Genomic DNA, 19,265 nt, shown 5'->3' on the forward strand with positions numbered 1-19,265 from the left:
TTAAATGCGTGTTCTGATAAGTTGAGGCGGATTATAGCTTTTTAAACGCTTGATCAACGTTAAACGCTGATGATGTCACATAGGCTTCCATCTGAGTGATCTTGTCTTCCATTTGCGTGAACTCGCCGTTGAGATCACGGATCAGTTGGCTGGCTGACTTGCCCGACTGCCATGGCTTTTGTTTCACCTGATGCGCTGGCGCCGCCTGAGCCGGCTCAACCGTTTCGTGTTCTTGCGCCGGTTTTTTATCTAAGATCAGCACGGCGGCGATGTAGGCCACCACCACAAAAAAACCGAAGCCGAGCAAAAACGCGGAGACCGTCAGGATCCGTACTAACCAGGTTTCCATCCCAAAGTGGTTGGCAAGGCCGGCGCACACACCGGCAATGCGGCCGTTGTCGGGATCTCGATATAAGGTTCCCCTCATGCGCGTTGCCTCCATTGTGGCGCTTCAGCATCAAGCAAGCGCTCTAAGTTATCCACACGGGCTTGCAGTTTTTCAGCGCGCTGAGCCAGCTGCTGTAACGTTTCGTAATCTTGCCCACTTAAGCCCTGCTCAACTTGGCGTTTACTGCGGTAATGCAGCAACAGCCATAGCGGGGCGACGAACAGTAAAAATATCGCCAGTGGAAAGCCAAGAAATAGTGATGACATGTCCGCTCCTCGTCGTATTGGTTATGATTGATTATCTTTCATTTTGGCTTTTAAAGACGCCAACTCTTTCTCAATTTCGTCTTGGGCTTGAAGATCCGCGAACTCGTCGTCTAGTCCTTTGCCTTTGCCAACTTGATAACTGTCGGCTTCCGCTTCAAGTTCGTCAATACGGCGCTCGTATTGTTCAAATTTCGCCATTGCTTCGTCCGCACGACCACTGCCGAGGTGACGACGTACATCACGACGATTGCCCGCAGTCTCACGGCGAATGCTCAGCGATTGCTGACGTGCCCGCGTTTCGCTCAGCTTGGTCTCAAGCGCTGCAATTTCACCACTCAGTTTTTCAACGCTTTCCGCAATTAAACTCAGCTCTTCATCGAGTGCGACTTTCACATCATGCGCTTTCTGTTTTTCGATCAAGGCAGCGCGCGCGAGATCTTCACGATTTTTTTGCAGCGCTAGCGAGGCTTTTTCCTGCCAGTCTTGAATTTGGCGTTCGATGTTTTCAATCTTACGCGCGACTTCTTTTTTATCTGCCAGCGCTTTCGCTGATGATGTCCGCACCTCTACCAAGGTGTCTTCCATTTCTTGAATGATCAAACGGATCATTTTTTGTGGATCTTCTGCCTTATCGAGCAAGGCGTTGACGTTGGCATTGACGATATCTGCAAAACGAGAAAAGATTCCCATCATTGACTCCTTCTATTTGTTCAAGTTTGTTTAAACCTGCTCACACTTATTCAAACGGTATGCCAACTTTTTATGCACTATTTTTCAATCGGTTAAAAGCAGTTGCGTCGGCCTTCTAAACCGTTCATGATGAATAAAACCACTATTTGGTAAAAATCGCCATGCGAGAACAAGATAACTTACTGGGGGAGTCAGACCGTTTTTTAGCCGTGTTAGACCATGTTAGTCGGCTGGCCCCGCTCAACCGTCCGGTTCTGATTATGGGTGAGCGCGGCACCGGGAAAGAGTTAATCGCGCAGCGTCTTCATTACCTCTCAACCCGTTGGTCACAACCGCTTGTGAGCTTGAACTGTGCGGCGCTAAGCGAGGGGCTGATCGATTCTGAGCTCTTTGGCCATGAGGCCGGTGCTTTTACCAGTGCCAAAGGCCGACATGCGGGCCGATTTGAGCGCGCTGAGGGCGGAACTCTATTCTTGGACGAGATTGCTACCGCGCCTCAGGGCGTTCAGGAAAAGTTACTCCGTGTGATTGAATATGGTGAATATGAACGCGTTGGCGGCACCACGCCTTTGCGCGCAGATGTTCGGCTGGTGTGCGCCACCAATGAAGATCTACCCGCGCTTGCGCAAGACAACCAATTTCGTCCTGATCTGCTAGACCGGCTCGCCTTCGACGTTATCCATCTTCCCCCGCTTCGCGAGCGCCAGCAGGATATCTTGATCATGGCCGAGCACTTTGCCATGAAAATGGCGGTTGAGCTCGGTTATCCATTATTTGCGGGCTTTTCGCAACCGGCCCAAGCACAATTGCTAACACACTCCTGGCCAGGTAATGTGCGAGAGCTGAAAAATGCAGTTGAGCGGGCGCTTTCTCGCCATAATGATGCCACCACACCCATCGATACGATTTGCCTTGACCCATTTTCACCGCCTTGGCAGCCTCAGCAATCCACACATGCTCCTTCAGCGGTCAAAGGTTCACTGCCAGCCTTTCCTCTTGATCTGCGTGAGTGGCAAACCACACAAGAACGCGATTTGGTCACAGCGGCGTTGTCGCAAGCCAACTATCATCAGAGGAAGGCCGCGCAGTTACTCGGCCTAAGCTACCATCAATTCAGGGGGCTGTTGCGCAAGCATAACGTGGGACAAGATAACTAATCTTGTGGTTGCTCAACCTTTATCGGCACAGGGACAACTCACGGACACAGAAACGCAAGATAACCCCTACTTTACTTGGTGGTAAGACCGTTTCGGTGGTAGATTACGGGATTCATTTTGATAGCTGATTTTACTTGGTTTATGCGCGTTTTTTTCCAGTTTTTGATCCTGGGCGTGAGCGGTCTGCTTCTCGCAGGTTGTGATGCGGCTAACGATCAACGTGCGGCCGACAACCGTGGTTTTGTGTTTTGTGGCCCAGGCCAACCGAACACATTTAACCCTCAGTTGACCGATGGCGGCCTGACCGCAGACACCTTATCGAGCCAGCTGTACGATCGCCTGCTTCAGCTGAACCCTGACACCTACCAACCCGAGCCCATGCTCGCGAAAAGTTGGGAGGTCAGTGATGACGGTAAAACCTATACCTTTGTACTCCGTCGTGGTGTGGCTTTTCATCGCAGCGTGACCTTTACGCCGTCTCGTTACCTCAATGCTGAGGACGTTGTTTTCTCTTTTCGGCGCTTGATTAACCCCCGTCACCCTTTTCATCGCATTTCTGGCGGCCAATATCCATGGTTCGATAGCATGGATTTTTCAAGTTTAGTCTCGAGTGTCAAAGCGACCGATACCTATCGTGTGCAATTTACCCTCTCGCGACCCGATGTGTCGTTTCTTTCTACACTGGCCACCAAATTTTCGGTGATTCTTTCAAAAGAGTATGCCAACCAATTATTAGCCGCCGGTACACCGGAAAAAATCGACACCTACCCGGTTGGCACCGGCCCGTTTGCTATGGCTGAGTATCAGCCTCGTGAATTAATTCGTCTGCGCCGCCACTGGCAATATTGGCAAGGCCCCGCCCCGATGGAGCAGGTGGTCTTTGATATTTCAACCCGAGGAACGGGCACCTTGGCAAAAATGCTGACGGGTGAATGTGATGTGCTCGCCTCTCCCGTTGCCAGTCAGTTACCCGTCGTGGTGAATGATCCGCGCTTTCATTTATCATCTCAAACGGGGATGAACGTGGCGTTTATTGCGCTCAACACCCGCCACCCAGCGCTCTCGCAGGTGGCGGTTCGTCAGGCGATCAATCTGGCGGTTAATCGCGGCGCCTTACTAAGCTCGGTGTACTATGGCACAGGCACACCTGCCACCAGCTTGTTGCCGCCGATGTCCTGGGCGTATAACCCTAATCAGCAAAGCCAACATGATCCCAAGCTCGCAGCGGCCCTACTCGCCAAAGCCGGGTATCGCCATGGGTTCAGTGTTGATTTAACGGTGCCATTAAAGCCCACGGCGTTTAATCCAAGTCCGCGTAAAACCGCCGAACTGATCCAGGCCGATCTGGGAGAAATTGGCATAGACGTAAATATCATTCCAGAAAAAACCGTTAACCGCGCATCGATTCGGGAAGGCGATGACAGTCACGGTATGGTGCTTACCGGTTGGGTGGCCGATAATGGGGATCCTGATGCTTTTTTACGCCCATTACTGACTTGCAATGCCAAGTTCACGGGGTGGAATATTGCCAATTGGTGTAACCGCTTTTTCGATCAAACCTTAAATGAGGCAATTGCGACAGACAATATGGCCATGCGCAAAACCTTATACCAGGACGCACAAACCATTCTTGACCGTCGGATGCCGGTGGTGCCACTTGCCCATGGTATTCAACACCAAGTCCGTGATGCACATTTAACCGGGCTCACGATGACACCCTTTGGGGCAGACAGTTTTGCTGATGTGTCACGGGAGCGCTAAACCATGCTGATTTATACCTTACGACGCTTCAACTTATTTTTGATTACCTTGGTGATCCTCACCTTGGTCGCTTATAACATCATTTTATTGTCGCCTGATTCAGGATGGCACCAATATGACTATTGGTTAGGGTGGGTTTATTATCTACGCCAACTCATTGATGGAAACCTAGGGCTTGCGGCTAACGGGGAGCCAGTAGTCAATATTCTTGCCCATGTCGCACCGGCGACTTTAGAGCTCTGTATTTCAGCGCTGGTCATTAGCGTGATGGTCGGCGTACCGCTCGGCACGCTTGCAGGGCTGCGTAGTCAAGGCCCCACTGATAAAGTGATTTCATCCCTCGCCGTCGTGGTATTTTCGATTCCGACATTCTGGTTAGCCATCTTACTGATTATGGTGTTCTCACTCGACTTACAATGGTTCCCCGTATCAGGCCGCTACAACCTTTTGTATGAGATTCCGCATATTTCTGGGTTTGCGTTAGTCGATTTATGGCTCTCGGATTTACCGCTCCAGGGAAAAGTCGCGACCGATATTATGCGTCATCTTGCTCTCCCGACACTGACGCTTGCCGTGGTTCCGACAACTGAAATTATTAAGATGGTCAGAAACTCAATGGCCTATGTGATGAGTCAGAATTACATTAAAGCCGCGGCCACTAAAGGGCTATCGAAAACCGAGATTGTGCTTCGGCATGGAATGAAAAACGCGATTCCGCCTATTATTCCCAATTTTGGATTATTGGTTTCCACCATGGTGACCTTTGTGATTATTGTCGAGTCTGTATTTAACTGGCCAGGCATTGGGCGTTGGTTACTCGATGCGCTCCTTGTCAAAGACTATACCTCTGTACAGGCGGGAGTGCTCGCGATTGGTGGATTTGTCTTATTGATTAATATTGTCTCCGATGTGCTAGGGGCGTTTATGAATCCGCTGGTAAGGAAGAAATGGTATGCCCTCAAATAGTGTCTACGTTGAACAGCATATTCCCACTCAGTTTGAGCGGACTTGGACTGCCTTTCGCCGCAATAAGTTAGCTGTGATTGGGTTTTGGTGTCTAGCCGGGCTTCTCTTAGTGACCCTCTTTGCACCCTTGCTCGCCCCTTGGAGCCCGCAACATCAAACGGGTCAGCTTTTGATGCCACCCTCTTGGGTGCAGTCTGGGCAGATTGAGTTTTTTCTCGGCACCGATGATTTGAGCCGCGACATGCTATCGCGCTTAATTGCCGGCTCTCGCTTAACCTTTGGATTGGCGCTGATAACGGCATTAACCGCGTCGTTGGTCGGCATCGCTATTGGTGTGCTGGCAGGCATGACCAAGGGGCTAAAGTCCAGTGTGTTAAACCACATTCTTGACAGCATTCTTTCTATCCCTTCGCTGCTATTGGCGATCATTGTGGTCGCCTTTCTCGGTGTCGGTGAAACCCAGATATTGCTCGCGATTTGGTTGTCACTGATCCCTCGAATTATTCGTGCGGTGTATACCGCGGTCCACGATGAAATAGAGAAAGATTACATCATCGCCGCACGCTTGGATGGCGCGAATAATATCTATCTGTTACACCATTCTATTTTGCCGAATATTGTCACCGTATTGAGTACTGAAGTAACCCGTGCAATCTCGGTCGCGATCTTGGATGTTGCCGCGCTGGGTTTTCTGGGATTAGGGGCTCAACCCCCAGCCCCCGAATGGGGCGCTATGCTCGGTGATTCCATTGAGCTTATTTTTACCGCCCCCTGGACAGTGACTCTGCCCGGCATAGCCATTGCGTTTAGCGTGTTGGTTGTTAACCTTGTCGGTGAGGGCGTCAGCCAAGCCATCAACGCAGGAACTGAATAATGCCGTTATTAGATATTCGACACCTAACCATCGAAATTGAAACGCCTCAAGGGATGGTGAAAGCGGTTGATAGAATGAGCCTGACCATTAATGACGGTGAAATTCGTGGCCTGGTAGGAGAATCGGGCTCAGGCAAAAGCTTGGTCGCTAAGGCCATTTGCGGTGTGACCAAAGATCAATGGCATGTCAGCGCCGACCGTTTGAGGCTGGGCAATATTGATTTACTGGAGCTACCAGCCAGAGAGCGCCGCCACGTAGTGGGTAAAGATATTGCGATGATCTTTCAAGAGCCATCGACCTGTCTTGACCCCTCTGAAGTGGTGGGCCATCAGCTTGAAGAAGCGATTCCTCCCGCGTCGTTTTCTGGCAGTTGGTGGCAGCGTTTAAACTGGCGTAAACAGCATTCCATCGCCCTACTCCATAAGGTTGGGATAAAAGATCATCGGCGGGTGATGGACAGCTATCCTTACGAGCTCACCGATGGCGAATGTCAAAAGGTGATGATTGCAATGGCGATCGCTAACCGCCCTCGATTATTAATTGCCGATGAACCAACCAATGATTTGGATCCCATCACGCAAGCACAAATTTTCCGACTGCTCAGCCGCACCAATCAGCTGTCGAACACGACCATTTTGTTGATTAGTCATGATCTGACTTTGGTTACGCGTTGGGCGGATAGAATTACCGTGATGTATTGTGGCCAGTCTGTGGAGTCGGGAAACCGAGAGCAAATACTCACCACACCCCATCATCCATATACAGACGCATTATTACGGACCATGCCGGATTTTAGCCGCGAGATCCCGCATAAAAGCAAACTAGAAACTCTGCCTGGCTCAATACCGCCATTACAACATTTACCTATTGGTTGCCGACTTGGCCCGCGCTGCCCTTATGCGCAGCGTAAATGCGTAGAAGTACCGCGAACCGAGAAAGTGAAAAACCATAAATTTGCCTGTCATTTCCCGCTCAACATGGAGAACAAGCATGGCCGCTCTTCTTGAAATTGATGGGCTATCGAAAGACTATCATCACCGGTCTGGTTGGCTAAAAAAGCGCGTCACCCATGCGGTGAAGCCGGTGTCCTTTTCATTGGATGTCGGCGAGACAATTGCATTTGTCGGGGAAAATGGCTCAGGTAAGTCAACCTTAGCACGAATGATTGCTGGCGTGATTGAACCGACCGCGGGACAAATCCGCGTTAATGGCGATCCGCTCCGCTATAAAGATTATCAAACACGCTGCAAGCTCATACGGATGATCTTTCAAGACCCGAATACCTCGCTGAACCCACGCAACCAAATTGGACAAATATTGGAAGGGCCTTTACGTCGAAATACCAATATGACACCCCAAGAGCGTGGGAAACGGATTAAAGACACCTTATTACGGGTCGGGCTAATCCCGGAGCACGCTTATTTTTATCCGCAAATGCTTGCTACCGGTCAAAAGCAACGTGTTTCGCTTGCAAGGGCGTTAATTTTGCAACCCAGTGTGATTGTTGCAGATGAAGCATTAAATGGCTTGGATATGTCAATGCGATCGCAGATCATCAACCTGCTGCTCGAGCTACAAGAAGAAATGGGGTTATCTTATGTCTATGTGTCGCAACACATGGGCGTGATTAAACATGTGACGGATAAGTTGATGGTGATGCAAAAAGGCGAAGTGGTTGAATCGGGCGATACCGCCTCACTGTTTGCTAACCCACAGCATAGCCTCACCCAAAGGCTTATCGATAGCCACTTTACCGCTCCGGTATTAGACAGGCGCTCTCGCAAATCCTCAGGTGCACGACCGTAATACAGGCATGAGCGGCCGGCTCTGTCCGCCGCTCATGCTTTCCTTGCTTGATGCTTCTCTGTTAATGCTTTCTCTTTGAATGCTTTCTCTGTTGGTGCTTTATCTGTTAGTGCGTTATCTGTTAGTGCCTTCTCTGTTAGTGCCTTCTCTGGTAAGACTTAGATAGCTGGCATATCAAGTGCGTAGGGATTGATTAATCGTATGTAACACAGCGGCTGGATCGGCAGCTTGGGTGACAGGTCGACCAATGACAAGGTAATTCGAACCTGCATTTACCGCTTCTTCTGGCGTCATAATTCGGCGCTGATCGCCTGCGGCACTGCCAGCCGGACGGATCCCTGGAGTCACCAACTTAAAGGTGTCACCACACTGCGCTTTAAGCAAACTGGCTTCTTGTGCTGAACACACCACACCATCCAAACCCGACTGTTGCGTCAGCTTGGCAAGATGCTGCACCTGCGCTTGTGGTGAGCGTTGTACCCCACTTTGGCGTAAATCCGCATCCGTCATGCTGGTCAACACGGTGACACCGATAAGCAATGGGCGGTTGCCTCCATATGGTTCAAGCGCCTCGCGTGCTGCACTCATCATGCGCTCGCCTCCTGATGCATGCACATTGACCATCCACACGCCTAGCTCTGCCGCAGCCGCTACAGCACGGGCACAGGTATTGGGGATATCATGAAACTTGAGGTCGAGAAAGACGTCGTGTCCGCCTGCATGAAGCTGTTTGACAAGCGCCGGGCCAAACAAGGTAAACATTTCCTTGCCCACTTTTAAACGGCATGAACCTGGCTCGATTTTATCCGCAAAGGCTAACGCTTGGTTCATATCTGCATAATCAAGTGCCACGATGACTTTTGGGTCGTGCATGTTGTTTCCTCGTTCCTCGTTGAATGCTTATAAACGGCATAATGCCGCACTAACCGATAAAAAAACGGCGATGCCTAAGCATCGCCATTACTCCCCATCAAGCCCTCGAATTGGCTTGATAGCGCCCCAGCTTTTGCAAGATGGGCATTGCCAATAAAGCGCATGCGTGGAAAAACCACATTTACGACATCGGTAATGAGGCTTCACTTTCATTTGTTCAGCGACCAAGCCTTTTAAGGTGTTTAAGCTTGCTTTTGCTCGCCCTTCCTCGGCTTGCTCAACATGGTATTCCATTAACTTATAAAAGCCGCGCATGGTCGGATTACGCGTAAGTTGGCGCGTAAGAAAACTCTGCGCCATGGCGATATTCTCGTTGCTGCCAATCACTTCAGAGAGCATTAGCTCGGCGCTGACGCCTGCATTCTTTTCAATACATTCTTTTAAAAAACGCACCAACTGCATCTCTCGTCCCAAGGCGCGATAGCTTTCTGCAAGCAAAGGTAGCGCTTCACTGACAAAATCAGCATCCTGCTCTAAGATGTTCTCGAGCTGTTTGAGCGCCCCTTTGTAATCTTCATGCTGAATGTCGAGTCTTGCCAATTTTAAGCTCGCTCGGACACAGCTTTTATCGTAAGACAAAGCACGACGTAACAATTGCCGTGCCTTGTGCTCATCACCCTCAGCGAGTTGCTGCATCGCAAGCTCACAGTGGAAATGTGCGATATCTTTACGCAGCTTATGTTTGCCCATTTTGACCAGCTTCGCTGCGGTATCGATTGCTTGCTCCCATTCTCGCGTTTGTTGCGAAATGGCAAGTAATTGCTGCAGGGCAAATTCGCGATAATCGGGCTCATCAACCAGCTCTGCAAAGATTTTCTCGGCGCGATCAAAAAAGCCGGCAACCATATAATCTTTAGCCAGCTGCTGCATCGCGAGGTTGCGCTGATCTAAGGTGAGATTGGGCCGAGCGATTAGGTTTTGATGAATTCGGATTGCCCGGTCGACTTCACCCCGAGAGCGAAAAAGGTTGCCCAACGCCAGGTGAGTATCAATGGTTTCGTTATCGACCTGCAAAAGCTCGATAAATAAGTCGACCGCTTTATCTGATTGCTCAGACAGCAGCAAATTGAGCCCCGCCACATATTGGCGAGACAAATGATGGGACTGTTCTTGCCGTCGATGACGAGCATTCCTGTTACCCATGTACCAGCCGTAACCGGCGGCAATCGGGAGTAACAGAAACAACAGCTCTAGCATGAATTATTGTTCCTTAAGCGGGTCCGTACGCAACTTATCAAGTTCTTTGCGTTGCTTTTCCACCTGTTTACGTAGTCCTCGAGCCGTCATTCGGGCTTTGAGATATAGTGCGCCGCAAACGAGCCAGCCAATGCCAAACCCGATGACAAAGACAATACCCAAGATGACGGATAAACGAAACTCACCCTGAGCGATTAAATAGTTAAAATTGACCACAGCTTGGTTTTGCGCTCCTAGCGCCAAGGCGATCAAAAAGCATAATACCAGAAACAGAATGCCGAGTATTTTCACAAGTATTCCCTCATTGCGAAAGGCCGAATGCCCGATCAGTTATGGTAGATAGACAAAGTGCGAGGCACCTGCCATTGTGAACATTGACGCTTGATTTCAATACCAAACGTCGTCGTTACCCTTCCCCTAGCTTACGCTTTATTCAGGCTAAGGTTAATCCGAATAACAACGTGTCGTCGTAGGTATAAGATCTTACACAGGAGGTATGATTATGCAGGAAATTCGTCACGCAAGCTATGATCAGCGGACATAAAAAAACGGCATACTTGCAGCATGCCGTTTTTTTCAGCGTCTATCGATTAACCATAAATGTTAACGCGATCACGAAGTTCCTTACCAGGTTTAAAGTGAGGGACGTACTTGCCGTCTAACTCGACCTTTTCGCCTGTTTTAGGATTACGCCCCACACGAGGCGCGCGATAATGTAGTGAGAAACTACCAAAACCACGGATTTCGATACGATCACCGCTTTCTAGTGTGCTTGCCATATGCTCAAGGATTTCCTTGATGGCATCCTCTACCTGCTTCGCAGATAGATGGGTTTGTTGACTACAGAGTCTTTCAATCAACTCAGATTTGGTCATAAACACCCCGCTTTAGTATGTTTCTCAACAGTATAAGTGCAGAGGGGGAAAATTTCCCCCTCAACATATACATTATTCGCTTTTCGCTGCTTTAAACGCGTCAGCCATAGCGTTGCCGATAGAACCTTCTTCGGTTTTGTTCAGGCTCGCTACTGCTTCTTGCTCGTCAGCTTCGTCTTTCAGACGGACAGACAGGTTAAGAACGCGGTTCTTACGGTCAACACCGGTGAACTTCGCTTCAACACTGTCGCCAACTGAAAGCACTTGCGTCGCGTCTTCAACACGGTCACGCGATGCTTCAGAAGCACGCAGATAACCTTCAACACCTTCTGCTAGCTCAACCGTTGCGCCTTTCGCGTCAACAGCAGTTACCGTACCATTAACGATAGCACCTTTTTTGTTGGCTGCCAGGTAGTTATTGAATGGGTCTTCTTCCATCTGCTTGATGCCGAGTGAGATGCGCTCACGCTCTGCGTCAACCTGAAGAACCACTGCTGAGATCTCGTCGCCTTTCTTGTATTCGCGAACGGCTTCTTCGCCCGTTGCGTTCCAAGAAATGTCAGACAAGTGAACCAAACCGTCGATGCCGCCGTCTAGACCGATGAAGATACCGAAGTCAGTGATTGACTTGATCTTACCAGTAACGCGGTCGCCTTTGTTCTGAGTTTCAGCGAATTGCTGCCATGGGTTGGCTTTACACTGTTTCAGACCTAGGCTGATACGACGACGCTCTTCGTCGATGTCCAGAACCATAACTTCAACTTCGTCACCCACGTTAACCACTTTAGATGGGTGGATGTTTTTGTTGGTCCAGTCCATTTCAGACACGTGTACCAGACCTTCAACGCCTTCTTCGATTTCAACGAAGCAGCCGTAGTCAGTTAGGTTGGTTACGCGACCAGTCAGCTTGTGACCTTCTGGGTAACGGTTAGCAATGGCTACCCATGGATCTTCACCCAGTTGTTTCAGACCAAGTGATACACGAGTACGCTCACGATCAAACTTCAGAACTTTAACGTTGATTTCGTCACCAACATTAACGATTTCTGATGGGTGCTTAACGCGCTTCCACGCCATATCAGTGATGTGAAGCAGGCCATCAACGCCGCCCAGATCAACGAACGCACCGTAGTCAGTCAGGTTCTTAACGATACCTTTAACTTCCATGCCTTCTTGCAGAGAAGCTAGCAGCTCGTCACGCTCAACGCTGTTTTCTGACTCGATAACCGCACGACGAGAAACAACAACGTTGTTGCGCTTCTGGTCAAGCTTGATTACTTTGAACTCGAGCTCTTTGCCTTCCAGGTGAGAAGTGTCACGTACTGGACGAACGTCAACCAGTGAACCCGGTAGGAACGCACGGATGCCGTTCAGTTCTACGGTGAAACCACCTTTCACTTTACCGTTAATAACACCGTTAACGGTTTCAGCTTCTTCGTACGCTTTTTCTAGCTGGATCCAAGCTTCGTGACGCTTAGCTTTCTCACGAGAAAGCTGAGTTTCACCGAAACCATCTTCCACTGCGTCCAGGGCTACATCGACTTCACCGCCTACTTCAATTTCAAGTTCGCCAGCAGCGTTCTTGAATTGGTCAGCCGGAATGGACGATTCAGATTTCAGGCCTGCGTCAACCAGAACGAAACCGTTCTCGATAGCAACAACAGTACCCTTAACAATAGAACCTGGGCGAGTTTCGATTTCTTTTAGAGACTCTTCAAAGAGTTGAGCAAAAGATTCAGTCATTATATTTAAAATCTTCAATTTGATAAACGTCCACGGGTATCCTACCGCATGGGGTTGTAAAATATGTCAGCTATCATCCTTGCAGCTAACGGTTATAGACTGCTTATGCAGCCGATAATTTGCTTTCAATAAACGCTAACGCCTGCTCGATCACCTCGTCAATCGATAACGAGGTCGAATCTAGCTCTAAGGCGTCAGACGCAGGGCGCAATGGTGCCACCGCTCGGTTGCGATCGCGATCATCACGCTCTTGAATTTCACTTAAAAGTTGCTCAAAGGTAACATTAACCCCTTTACCTTGCAACTGGTGCTGACGGCGACGCGCGCGTTCTTCTGCACTGGCATCCAAAAAGATTTTAGCCGCCGCTTTCGGGAACACGACCGTTCCCATATCACGTCCGTCAGCAATCAACCCCGGCTCACCAACAAAGGCGCGCTGGCGGCGTAATAATGCTTCACGAACCCGGGGTAACGCAGCCACTTTTGAGGCTTGGTTGCCTACCTGCTCGGTCCGCAAGGTCCCGGACACATCTTCGCCTTCCAGGATCACTTTCACCAAGTCTCCTTCGGCCAAAAACTGCACGTCTAAGTTGGCGGCCAGTGGCACCAGTGCTTCTTCAGATTCGGTATCAACGTCATGATGAATCGCTGCGAGAGCCAGTACCCGATAGATAGCTCCTGAGTCGAGCAGGTGCCAACCGAGCTTTTCAGCCAGTCGCATACATAGGGTTCCTTTTCCTGCACCGCTTGGTCCATCTACTGTAATGACAGGCGCCTGTATCGGCATAAATCTCTCCACGTTGGTCTCGATCGCTCAACGCGCCCGTTTTGTCGCATCAGGCTTGTTAGTCACATGATGCTTGTTAGTCGCATCAGGCTTTTGCTTGCATCACGCTTTAACGAAAACGGGCGGTTGTATAATTCGGTGCACATTATAGAAGAAATGGACAAGGAAATCATTGCTGCTGACTCAATATCAGCAGCAATAAAAAACCCTCACGCTTTATCATCAGTCAGCGCTGATCGCCGCTAGCTTGTCGAAGTAATCAGGAAAGGTTTTTGAGGTGCAACCCGGGTCATTGATGGTAACGGGCGTATCACTGAGTGCCACCAGCGAAAAACACATCGCCATGCGATGATCGTCATACGTGTCGATTGCCGCATGCTTAAGTTGCTTAGGTGGCTCAACATACAGATAATCGTCACCTTCTTCGACCACGGCGCCGAGTTTTTTCAACTCCGTTGCCATGGCATAAAGTCGATCGGTTTCTTTGACTCGCCAATTATACACGTTACGAATGCGCGTCGGTCCGTTTGCAAATAACGCAGCGACACCAATGGTCATCGCGGCATCGGGGATATGGTTAAAATCCATATCCACGCCTTGTAGCGTATTGCGGCGCGCTAACACGTAATCGTCGCCCCACTCTATGTCCGCGCCCATTGCGGCTAGCGCATCGGCAAACTGGATATCACCTTGTACACTTTTCCGTCCAATGCCTGTGACCTTAACTTCACCGCCTTTGATTGCCGCGGCCGCAAGAAAATAAGAGGCAGACGATGCATCGCCTTCAACCATAAAATGCCCAGGCGAGCGATAGTGCTGACCAGCCGGCACGACAAAGCGCTGATAGTTGTCGTTTTGCACCTCGACACCAAATTGCGCCATGATAGCAAGGGTAATATCAATGTAAGGCTTAGAGACTAAATCGCCTTTGATAGTAATACGCGTTTCTTGGCGCGCAAACGGAGCAGCCATCAGCAGCGCGGTCAGAAATTGGCTGGAGATACTGCCATCGATGTTGACATCACCGCCAGCTAACCCTGTACCTTTGATGCGCAATGGCGGGTAACCTTCGGCCTCGAGATAACGGACATCAGCGCCGATCGCATTGAGCGCGTCGACCAAGTGACCAATCGGGCGTTCTTTCATTCTTGGTTCGCCAGTCAAGGTCACCTCGCCTTTACCCAGGCACAGTGCCGCAGTTAAAGGCCGCATCGCTGTGCCGGCATTGCCCAAAAATAGCTCAAGCGGGGTGTCGACCTGAAAAGCTTGTCCCAGCCCTTCTACCACACATTCGGTGCGATCCGAAGACAGTTGATACGACACACCTAACGCGGTAAATGCATTAAGCATATGCCGAATGTCATCACTATCGAGTAGGTTGGTCAATCGTGTGGTGCCTGACGCTAACGCGGCGAGCAGCAAGGCGCGATTAGACACGCTTTTCGAGCCAGGTAGGTTAATTTGACCATTAACATGAGAGATGGGGGAAAGTGTCAGTTGCTCCATTCTGGTTTATATCCGTGATGCTTAGTGTCCCCAGAGTAACCAAAATACAAGCGGTCTCACAATTATTATTTTTATCAAAGTGTCGAGAAGGGAAATAAAAAGACCGCTTTCACGACAAAAGCGGTCTTTTTCGATAAATCTTACCTGGACACAGTGAATCAGCCGTGCATTTTCTCAAACTCATGCATAAAGTCCACGAGGGCTTGCACCCCTTCTAGTGGCATCGCGTTATAAATAGACGCTCGCATCCCACCCACGTCACGGTGGCCTTTGAGTGCATGTAGGCCTTGCGCTGTCGCTTCCGCGAGGAAGGTTTCATCCAGCTCACTATTGGCCAGTTGAAACGGCACATTCATCAATGATCGGTTGTCAGGATGAATCTGGTTCCGGTACAAGCTTGACTGGTCTATGGCATCGTATAGCAACGCCGCTTTTTGTTGGTTACGCGCGTACACCGCTTCAATACCACCTTGTTGTTTTAACCACTTAAACACTTCAGCCGCAAGATACCAGCCAAAGGTCGGTGGTGTGTTAAACATGGAGTCTTTATCGGCCAATACTTTGTAATTGAGCACACTTGGCAATACATCTTTTGCCAAGCCCAGTAAGTCATCACGCACGATAACCAGTGTGAGTCCAGCAGGGCCAATATTCTTCTGTGCACCCGCATAAATAACACCATATCGAGACACGTCGATCGGACGTGACAAAATGGTCGATGACATGTCGGCGACAATCGGCTTATGGGTGTCGGGCAGATCGTTAATTTCAATGCCATCAATGGTTTCATTCGGGCAAAAATGCACATACGCAGCGTCACTACTGAGCAACCAATCTTTGGCTGGCGAGATAGCTCGCTTACCGTCACGCTCGCGTCGAACGTTAATCACATTCGGTGTGCAATAGCGCTTTGCTTCTTTGACGGCACTCTCGGCCCAATAACCACCATCAACGTAATCAGCAATGGTATGGTTGCCCATGAGGTTCATGGGTACTGCGGCAAATTGCGCACGTGCGCCACCTTGGCAAAATAGAATGTGATAATTCTCTGGAATAACCAGCAGTTCTCGCAGATCCTGCTCAGACTGGCGAGCTAAAGATAAAAATGCCTCACTGCGATGCGAAACTTCCATTACTGACGTGCCAAGGCCTTGCCAGTTCATGAATTCTTTTTGGGCTTTAAGCATGACCTCACGCGGCAGCATCGCCGGGCCAGCTGAGAAGTTATAGACGTTATCCATGTTGGGGAGGGGCTCCTGCTTTTTGTCATCTCCCGCGTCCGTTGGACGGCAAGAATACTCGTTGTTTTAAAAAGACGTTTTAAGCCGTTCGTTTTAAAAGGCGTGTGATTGATTTAACACGTTTCACGCACATTTTGAAAGCACCAAGGCACATTCCACCCTGATTTCTTGGCACGCCTGGATATTTTTAGCGCTACCCAATCAATAGGCAATAAAAAAGGGCGCAGTTCACTGCACCCTTTTTAATCTTACACCGAGTCACGATTAGGTGTTTGAATCCTCATCCGGCGCTGGCGCGTCGTCTTGATCATCATTCACCGTAGGTGAAACATCCTCGTCCGACGTGTCGACACCCTCTGATTTATGGGTCGCAGCAGCTTCATTCGCCAGCGCTTCCATTTCTTCTTCATCAGGCTCTTCAATGCGCTGTAGGCCAACTACTTTCTCGTCATCGCTGACGCGGATCAGGCGAACACCTTGGGTATTTCGACCCACTTGGCTCACTTCTTCGGCGCGAGTACGTACCAGTGTGCCCGCATTGGTGATCATCATCAGCTCGTCGCCTTCACACACCTGAATGGCACTCACGACATCACCGTTACGCTCGGAGACTTTGATCGATACCACCCCTTTGGTTGCACGACTCTTGGTCGGATATTCATCCAAAGCGGTACGTTTACCAAAGCCATTTTCGGTGACGGTTAGGATCTCAGCGCCGGCTTGCGGGATAATCAGCGAGACAACTTGGTCATTCTCGGCCAATCGAATACCTCGCACCCCTGCAGCGGTACGACCCATTGCACGCACGGTGTCATTTGAAGCGACAAACCGCACGACTTTACCGAATTGCGAGAACAACATGACTTCGCTGCTATCGTCGGTGAGCTGCGCGCCAATCAGGCTATCGTTGTCACGTAAGTTCACCGCAATAATACCGGCGCTACGTGGACGACTAAAGTCAGTCAACGGCGTTTTCTTCACCGTGCCGTGTGCGGTTGCCATAAAGACATACTTGTCTTCCTCGTACTCACGCACCGGTAGAATAGCGGTAATTCGCTCACCGTCTTCAAGCGGGAGTAAGTTAACAATCGGCTTACCACGGGCATTACGTGACGCATGCGGCAATTGATAAACTTTCAGCCAGTACATGCGGCCACGGGTGGAGAAGCATAAGATGGTGTCGTGGGTATTTGCCACCAATAGACGCTCGATGAAGTCTTCATCTTTCATGCGCGTCGCCGATTTGCCTTTACCACCACGACGTTGCGCGTCATAGTCACTCAACGCTTGGTACTTGACGTACCCGTCGTGTGACCACGTCACTACCACATCTTCTTGGTTGATCAGATCTTCGATATCAATGTCGGCACTTGCCGCAGTGATCTCAGTTAGACGCTTATCACCATAGCTATCACGCACCGCTTCCAGCTCTTCACGGATGACCTCCATCAAGCGCTCAGTGCTCGCTAAGATGTGTAATAGCTCCGCGATTTGCTCTAGAAGCCCTTTGTACTCGTCTAAGATCTTTTCGTGCTCAAGCCCAGTAAGCTTGTGCAAACGCAGATCCAAGATCGCTTGCGCTTGTTGCTCAGTGAGATAGTAAGACCCATCGTTGCGGGCACCAAATTCTGCCGCGAGCCACTCTGGACGGGCATTTTCGCCCCCAACCGCTTCAAGCATTGCCGATACGCCACCGAGTTTCCAACCTTGGTCTTGTAACTCTTGCTTGGCAACAGCAGGTGTTGGTGCTTGACGAATCAGTTCAATCACTTCATCGATGTTGGCAAGCGCGACCGCGAGCCCTTCCAGGATATGGGCACGATCGCGTGCTTTACGTAATTCGTAAACCGTTCGACGTGTAACCACTTCGCGGCGGTGATTGACAAAGCATTTCAACATTTCTTTCAAATTGAAAAGCTTCGGCTGGTTGTTGTCCAGCGCCACCATGTTGATACCGAACGATGTCTGCAATTGCGTTTGCGCGTAGAGGTTGTTTAGAACCACTTCCGCAACCGCATCGCGGCGACATTCGATGACAATCCGCATGCCGTCTTTATCCGACTCATCACGCAGTGCAGAAATACCATCGATTTTTTTGTCTTTTACCAACTCGGCGATTTTTTCAATCAAACGCGCTTTGTTGACTTGGTAAGGGATCTCGTTAACAACGATGGTCTCTTTACCATTTTTTTCTGTTTCGATATCCGCTTTGGCACGTAAGTAAACTTTACCACGGCCCGTTTTGTAAGCGTCTTCAATCCCTTTACGGCCATTGATCATTGCCGCGGTTGGAAAGTCAGGGCCTGGGATGTAGTCCATCAACTCGTCGATGGTAATATCTTCGTTATCGATGTAAGCCAGACAACCATTAACCACTTCGGTTAAGTTGTGAGGTGGGATGTTGGTTGCCATCCCGACCGCAATGCCTGACCCACCGTTGACGAGCAGGTTAGGTACGCGTGTTGGCAACACATCCGGGATTTGTTCGGTGCCATCGTAGTTTGGCACATAATCCACGGTTTCTTTATCAAGATCGGCGAGCAGTTCATGGGCAATTTTTGCCATGCGCACTTCGGTGTAACGCATCGCCGCCGCAGAATCGCCGTCAATAGAACCGAAGTTACCTTGACCATCTACCAACCTGTAGCGTAGCGAGAATGACTGCGCCATTCGCACAATGGTGTCGTAAACCGCACTATCACCGTGTGGGTGATACTTACCGATCACATCACCGACCACACGGGCCGATTTCTTATATGGCTTGTTCCAGTCGTTGCCTAGTACGTTCATCGCGAATAATACGCGGCGGTGTACTGGCTTTAGGCCATCACGCACGTCAGGAAGAGCTCGGCCAACAATGACGGACATTGCATAGTCGAGGTATGAGCTTTTCAGCTCCTCTTCGATATTGACTGGCGTGATCTCTTTAGCAAGATCGCTCATGGAGCCAACATCCCTCAAAATAATGTTTGCGTATTCAAATACGTGACTACGGAGAATAACACAAAGCCTTCTACGAGACACGTGAATATGGCCAAGATGTATCACGGATCTCGTTAGTAGACGCTCTGAATG

17 protein-coding genes and 1 pseudogene are annotated in these 19,265 nt (G+C 49.8%); 6 read left to right on the forward strand and 12 right to left on the reverse strand.

Going from position 1 to position 19,265, the window contains the following annotated elements; translation table 11 throughout:
- Positions 1–31 precede the first annotated feature (31 nt).
- The 3 genes from pspC to pspA are packed head-to-tail and all read right to left on the reverse strand — an operon-like array spanning position 32 to position 1,344.
- Complete coding sequence (gene pspC / locus BZJ21_RS10545) at positions 32–427, reverse strand: envelope stress response membrane protein PspC (RefSeq protein ID WP_021022378.1); 396 nt, start codon at positions 425–427, stop codon at positions 32–34.
- Positions 424–654 carry an envelope stress response membrane protein PspB gene (pspB, locus tag BZJ21_RS10550; protein ID WP_021022379.1) on the reverse strand — a complete coding sequence of 77 codons (231 nt, stop codon included), beginning with the start codon at positions 652–654 and terminating at the stop codon, positions 424–426. The genes pspC and pspB overlap by 4 nt, the downstream gene beginning before the upstream one ends.
- A gap of 21 nt (positions 655–675) precedes the next feature.
- Positions 676–1,344 (reverse strand): phage shock protein PspA, encoded by a 669-nt coding sequence (pspA, locus tag BZJ21_RS10555; RefSeq protein ID WP_077669756.1) that lies wholly within the window; start codon positions 1,342–1,344, stop codon positions 676–678.
- Positions 1,345–1,505: 161 nt separating this feature from the next.
- On the opposite strand from pspA, the gene pspF reads away from it, so the two are divergent.
- From pspF to BZJ21_RS10585, 6 genes and pseudogenes are all read left to right on the forward strand, one after another.
- Positions 1,506–2,501, forward strand: a complete 996-nt coding sequence (gene pspF, locus BZJ21_RS10560) for a phage shock protein operon transcriptional activator (RefSeq protein ID WP_021022381.1) — start codon at positions 1,506–1,508, stop codon at positions 2,499–2,501.
- A gap of 141 nt (positions 2,502–2,642) precedes the next feature.
- Complete coding sequence (gene sapA / locus BZJ21_RS10565; protein ID WP_077669757.1) at positions 2,643–4,262, forward strand: ABC transporter substrate-binding protein SapA; 1,620 nt, start codon at positions 2,643–2,645, stop codon at positions 4,260–4,262.
- A 3-nt stretch (positions 4,263–4,265) separates the two neighbouring features.
- Positions 4,266–5,228, forward strand: coding sequence for an ABC transporter permease (locus BZJ21_RS10570; RefSeq protein WP_021022383.1), 963 nt, complete (start codon positions 4,266–4,268; stop codon positions 5,226–5,228).
- On the forward strand, positions 5,215–6,102 hold the full coding sequence (sapC, locus tag BZJ21_RS10575; RefSeq protein WP_021022384.1) for a putrescine export ABC transporter permease SapC: 888 nt from the start codon (positions 5,215–5,217) through the stop codon (positions 6,100–6,102). The genes BZJ21_RS10570 and sapC overlap by 14 nt, the downstream gene beginning before the upstream one ends.
- Entirely contained in the window at positions 6,102–7,109 is a 1,008-nt protein-coding gene (locus BZJ21_RS10580) for a peptide ABC transporter ATP-binding protein (protein WP_021022385.1), read from the forward strand. The genes sapC and BZJ21_RS10580 overlap by 1 nt, the downstream gene beginning before the upstream one ends.
- Before the next feature lie 97 nt (positions 7,110–7,206).
- Positions 7,207–7,908, forward strand: a pseudogene (locus BZJ21_RS10585) (peptide ABC transporter ATP-binding protein); the annotation flags it as partial.
- A 174-nt stretch (positions 7,909–8,082) separates the two neighbouring features.
- Here the strand turns inward: BZJ21_RS10585 and pyrF are convergent.
- The 9 genes from pyrF to gyrA form a co-directional block, all read right to left on the reverse strand.
- Positions 8,083–8,781, reverse strand: coding sequence for an orotidine-5'-phosphate decarboxylase (gene pyrF / locus BZJ21_RS10590; protein ID WP_077669758.1), 699 nt, complete (start codon positions 8,779–8,781; stop codon positions 8,083–8,085).
- A gap of 87 nt (positions 8,782–8,868) precedes the next feature.
- Positions 8,869–10,038 carry a lipopolysaccharide assembly protein LapB gene (gene lapB / locus BZJ21_RS10595; RefSeq protein ID WP_021022388.1) on the reverse strand — a complete coding sequence of 390 codons (1,170 nt, stop codon included), beginning with the start codon at positions 10,036–10,038 and terminating at the stop codon, positions 8,869–8,871.
- Positions 10,039–10,041: 3 nt separating this feature from the next.
- Complete coding sequence (locus BZJ21_RS10600) at positions 10,042–10,329, reverse strand: LapA family protein (protein WP_021022389.1); 288 nt, start codon at positions 10,327–10,329, stop codon at positions 10,042–10,044.
- Positions 10,330–10,628: 299 nt separating this feature from the next.
- Positions 10,629–10,913, reverse strand: coding sequence for an integration host factor subunit beta (gene ihfB, locus BZJ21_RS10605; RefSeq protein ID WP_021022390.1), 285 nt, complete (start codon positions 10,911–10,913; stop codon positions 10,629–10,631).
- Between the two features lie 72 nt (positions 10,914–10,985).
- Entirely contained in the window at positions 10,986–12,656 is a 1,671-nt protein-coding gene (gene rpsA / locus BZJ21_RS10610; RefSeq protein WP_021022391.1) for a 30S ribosomal protein S1, read from the reverse strand.
- Between the two features lie 103 nt (positions 12,657–12,759).
- Positions 12,760–13,443: a (d)CMP kinase gene (cmk, locus tag BZJ21_RS10615; RefSeq protein ID WP_077460208.1), complete on the reverse strand. Its 684-nt coding sequence runs from the start codon at positions 13,441–13,443 to the stop codon at positions 12,760–12,762.
- Between the two features lie 222 nt (positions 13,444–13,665).
- Positions 13,666–14,949, reverse strand: a complete 1,284-nt coding sequence (gene aroA / locus BZJ21_RS10620; RefSeq protein ID WP_077646068.1) for a 3-phosphoshikimate 1-carboxyvinyltransferase — start codon at positions 14,947–14,949, stop codon at positions 13,666–13,668.
- Between the two features lie 158 nt (positions 14,950–15,107).
- Positions 15,108–16,190, reverse strand: a complete 1,083-nt coding sequence (serC, locus tag BZJ21_RS10625) for a 3-phosphoserine/phosphohydroxythreonine transaminase (RefSeq protein WP_077669759.1) — start codon at positions 16,188–16,190, stop codon at positions 15,108–15,110.
- A 264-nt stretch (positions 16,191–16,454) separates the two neighbouring features.
- Positions 16,455–19,133 (reverse strand): DNA topoisomerase (ATP-hydrolyzing) subunit A, encoded by a 2,679-nt coding sequence (gene gyrA, locus BZJ21_RS10630; RefSeq protein WP_077460205.1) that lies wholly within the window; start codon positions 19,131–19,133, stop codon positions 16,455–16,457.
- Positions 19,134–19,265 lie beyond the last annotated feature (132 nt).

This window comes from Salinivibrio costicola subsp. alcaliphilus, assembly GCF_001996185.1.
Classification (GTDB): domain Bacteria; phylum Pseudomonadota; class Gammaproteobacteria; order Enterobacterales; family Vibrionaceae; genus Salinivibrio; species Salinivibrio costicola.

Excerpts from the sequence above, each read along its gene's own strand:
- ihfB (WP_021022390.1), bottom strand. The coding sequence starts at position 10,913 with ATGACCAAATCTGAGTTGATTGAAAGACTCTGTAGTCAACAAACCCAT.
- BZJ21_RS10580 (WP_021022385.1), top strand. The coding sequence starts at position 6,102 with ATGCCGTTATTAGATATTCGACACCTAACCATCGAAATTGAAACGCCT.
- sapC (WP_021022384.1), top strand. The coding sequence starts at position 5,215 with ATGCCCTCAAATAGTGTCTACGTTGAACAGCATATTCCCACTCAGTTT.
- aroA (WP_077646068.1), bottom strand. The coding sequence starts at position 14,949 with ATGGAGCAACTGACACTTTCCCCCATCTCTCATGTTAATGGTCAAATT.
- rpsA (WP_021022391.1), bottom strand. The coding sequence starts at position 12,656 with ATGACTGAATCTTTTGCTCAACTCTTTGAAGAGTCTCTAAAAGAAATC.
- pspC (WP_021022378.1), bottom strand. The coding sequence starts at position 427 with ATGAGGGGAACCTTATATCGAGATCCCGACAACGGCCGCATTGCCGGT.
- sapA (WP_077669757.1), top strand. The coding sequence starts at position 2,643 with ATGCGCGTTTTTTTCCAGTTTTTGATCCTGGGCGTGAGCGGTCTGCTT.
- pyrF (WP_077669758.1), bottom strand. The coding sequence starts at position 8,781 with ATGCACGACCCAAAAGTCATCGTGGCACTTGATTATGCAGATATGAAC.
- cmk (WP_077460208.1), bottom strand. The coding sequence starts at position 13,443 with ATGCCGATACAGGCGCCTGTCATTACAGTAGATGGACCAAGCGGTGCA.
- serC (WP_077669759.1), bottom strand. The coding sequence starts at position 16,190 with ATGGATAACGTCTATAACTTCTCAGCTGGCCCGGCGATGCTGCCGCGT.
- BZJ21_RS10570 (WP_021022383.1), top strand. The coding sequence starts at position 4,266 with ATGCTGATTTATACCTTACGACGCTTCAACTTATTTTTGATTACCTTG.
- lapB (WP_021022388.1), bottom strand. The coding sequence starts at position 10,038 with ATGCTAGAGCTGTTGTTTCTGTTACTCCCGATTGCCGCCGGTTACGGC.
- pspB (WP_021022379.1), bottom strand. The coding sequence starts at position 654 with ATGTCATCACTATTTCTTGGCTTTCCACTGGCGATATTTTTACTGTTC.
- pspA (WP_077669756.1), bottom strand. The coding sequence starts at position 1,344 with ATGGGAATCTTTTCTCGTTTTGCAGATATCGTCAATGCCAACGTCAAC.
- pspF (WP_021022381.1), top strand. The coding sequence starts at position 1,506 with ATGCGAGAACAAGATAACTTACTGGGGGAGTCAGACCGTTTTTTAGCC.
- gyrA (WP_077460205.1), bottom strand. The coding sequence starts at position 19,133 with ATGAGCGATCTTGCTAAAGAGATCACGCCAGTCAATATCGAAGAGGAG.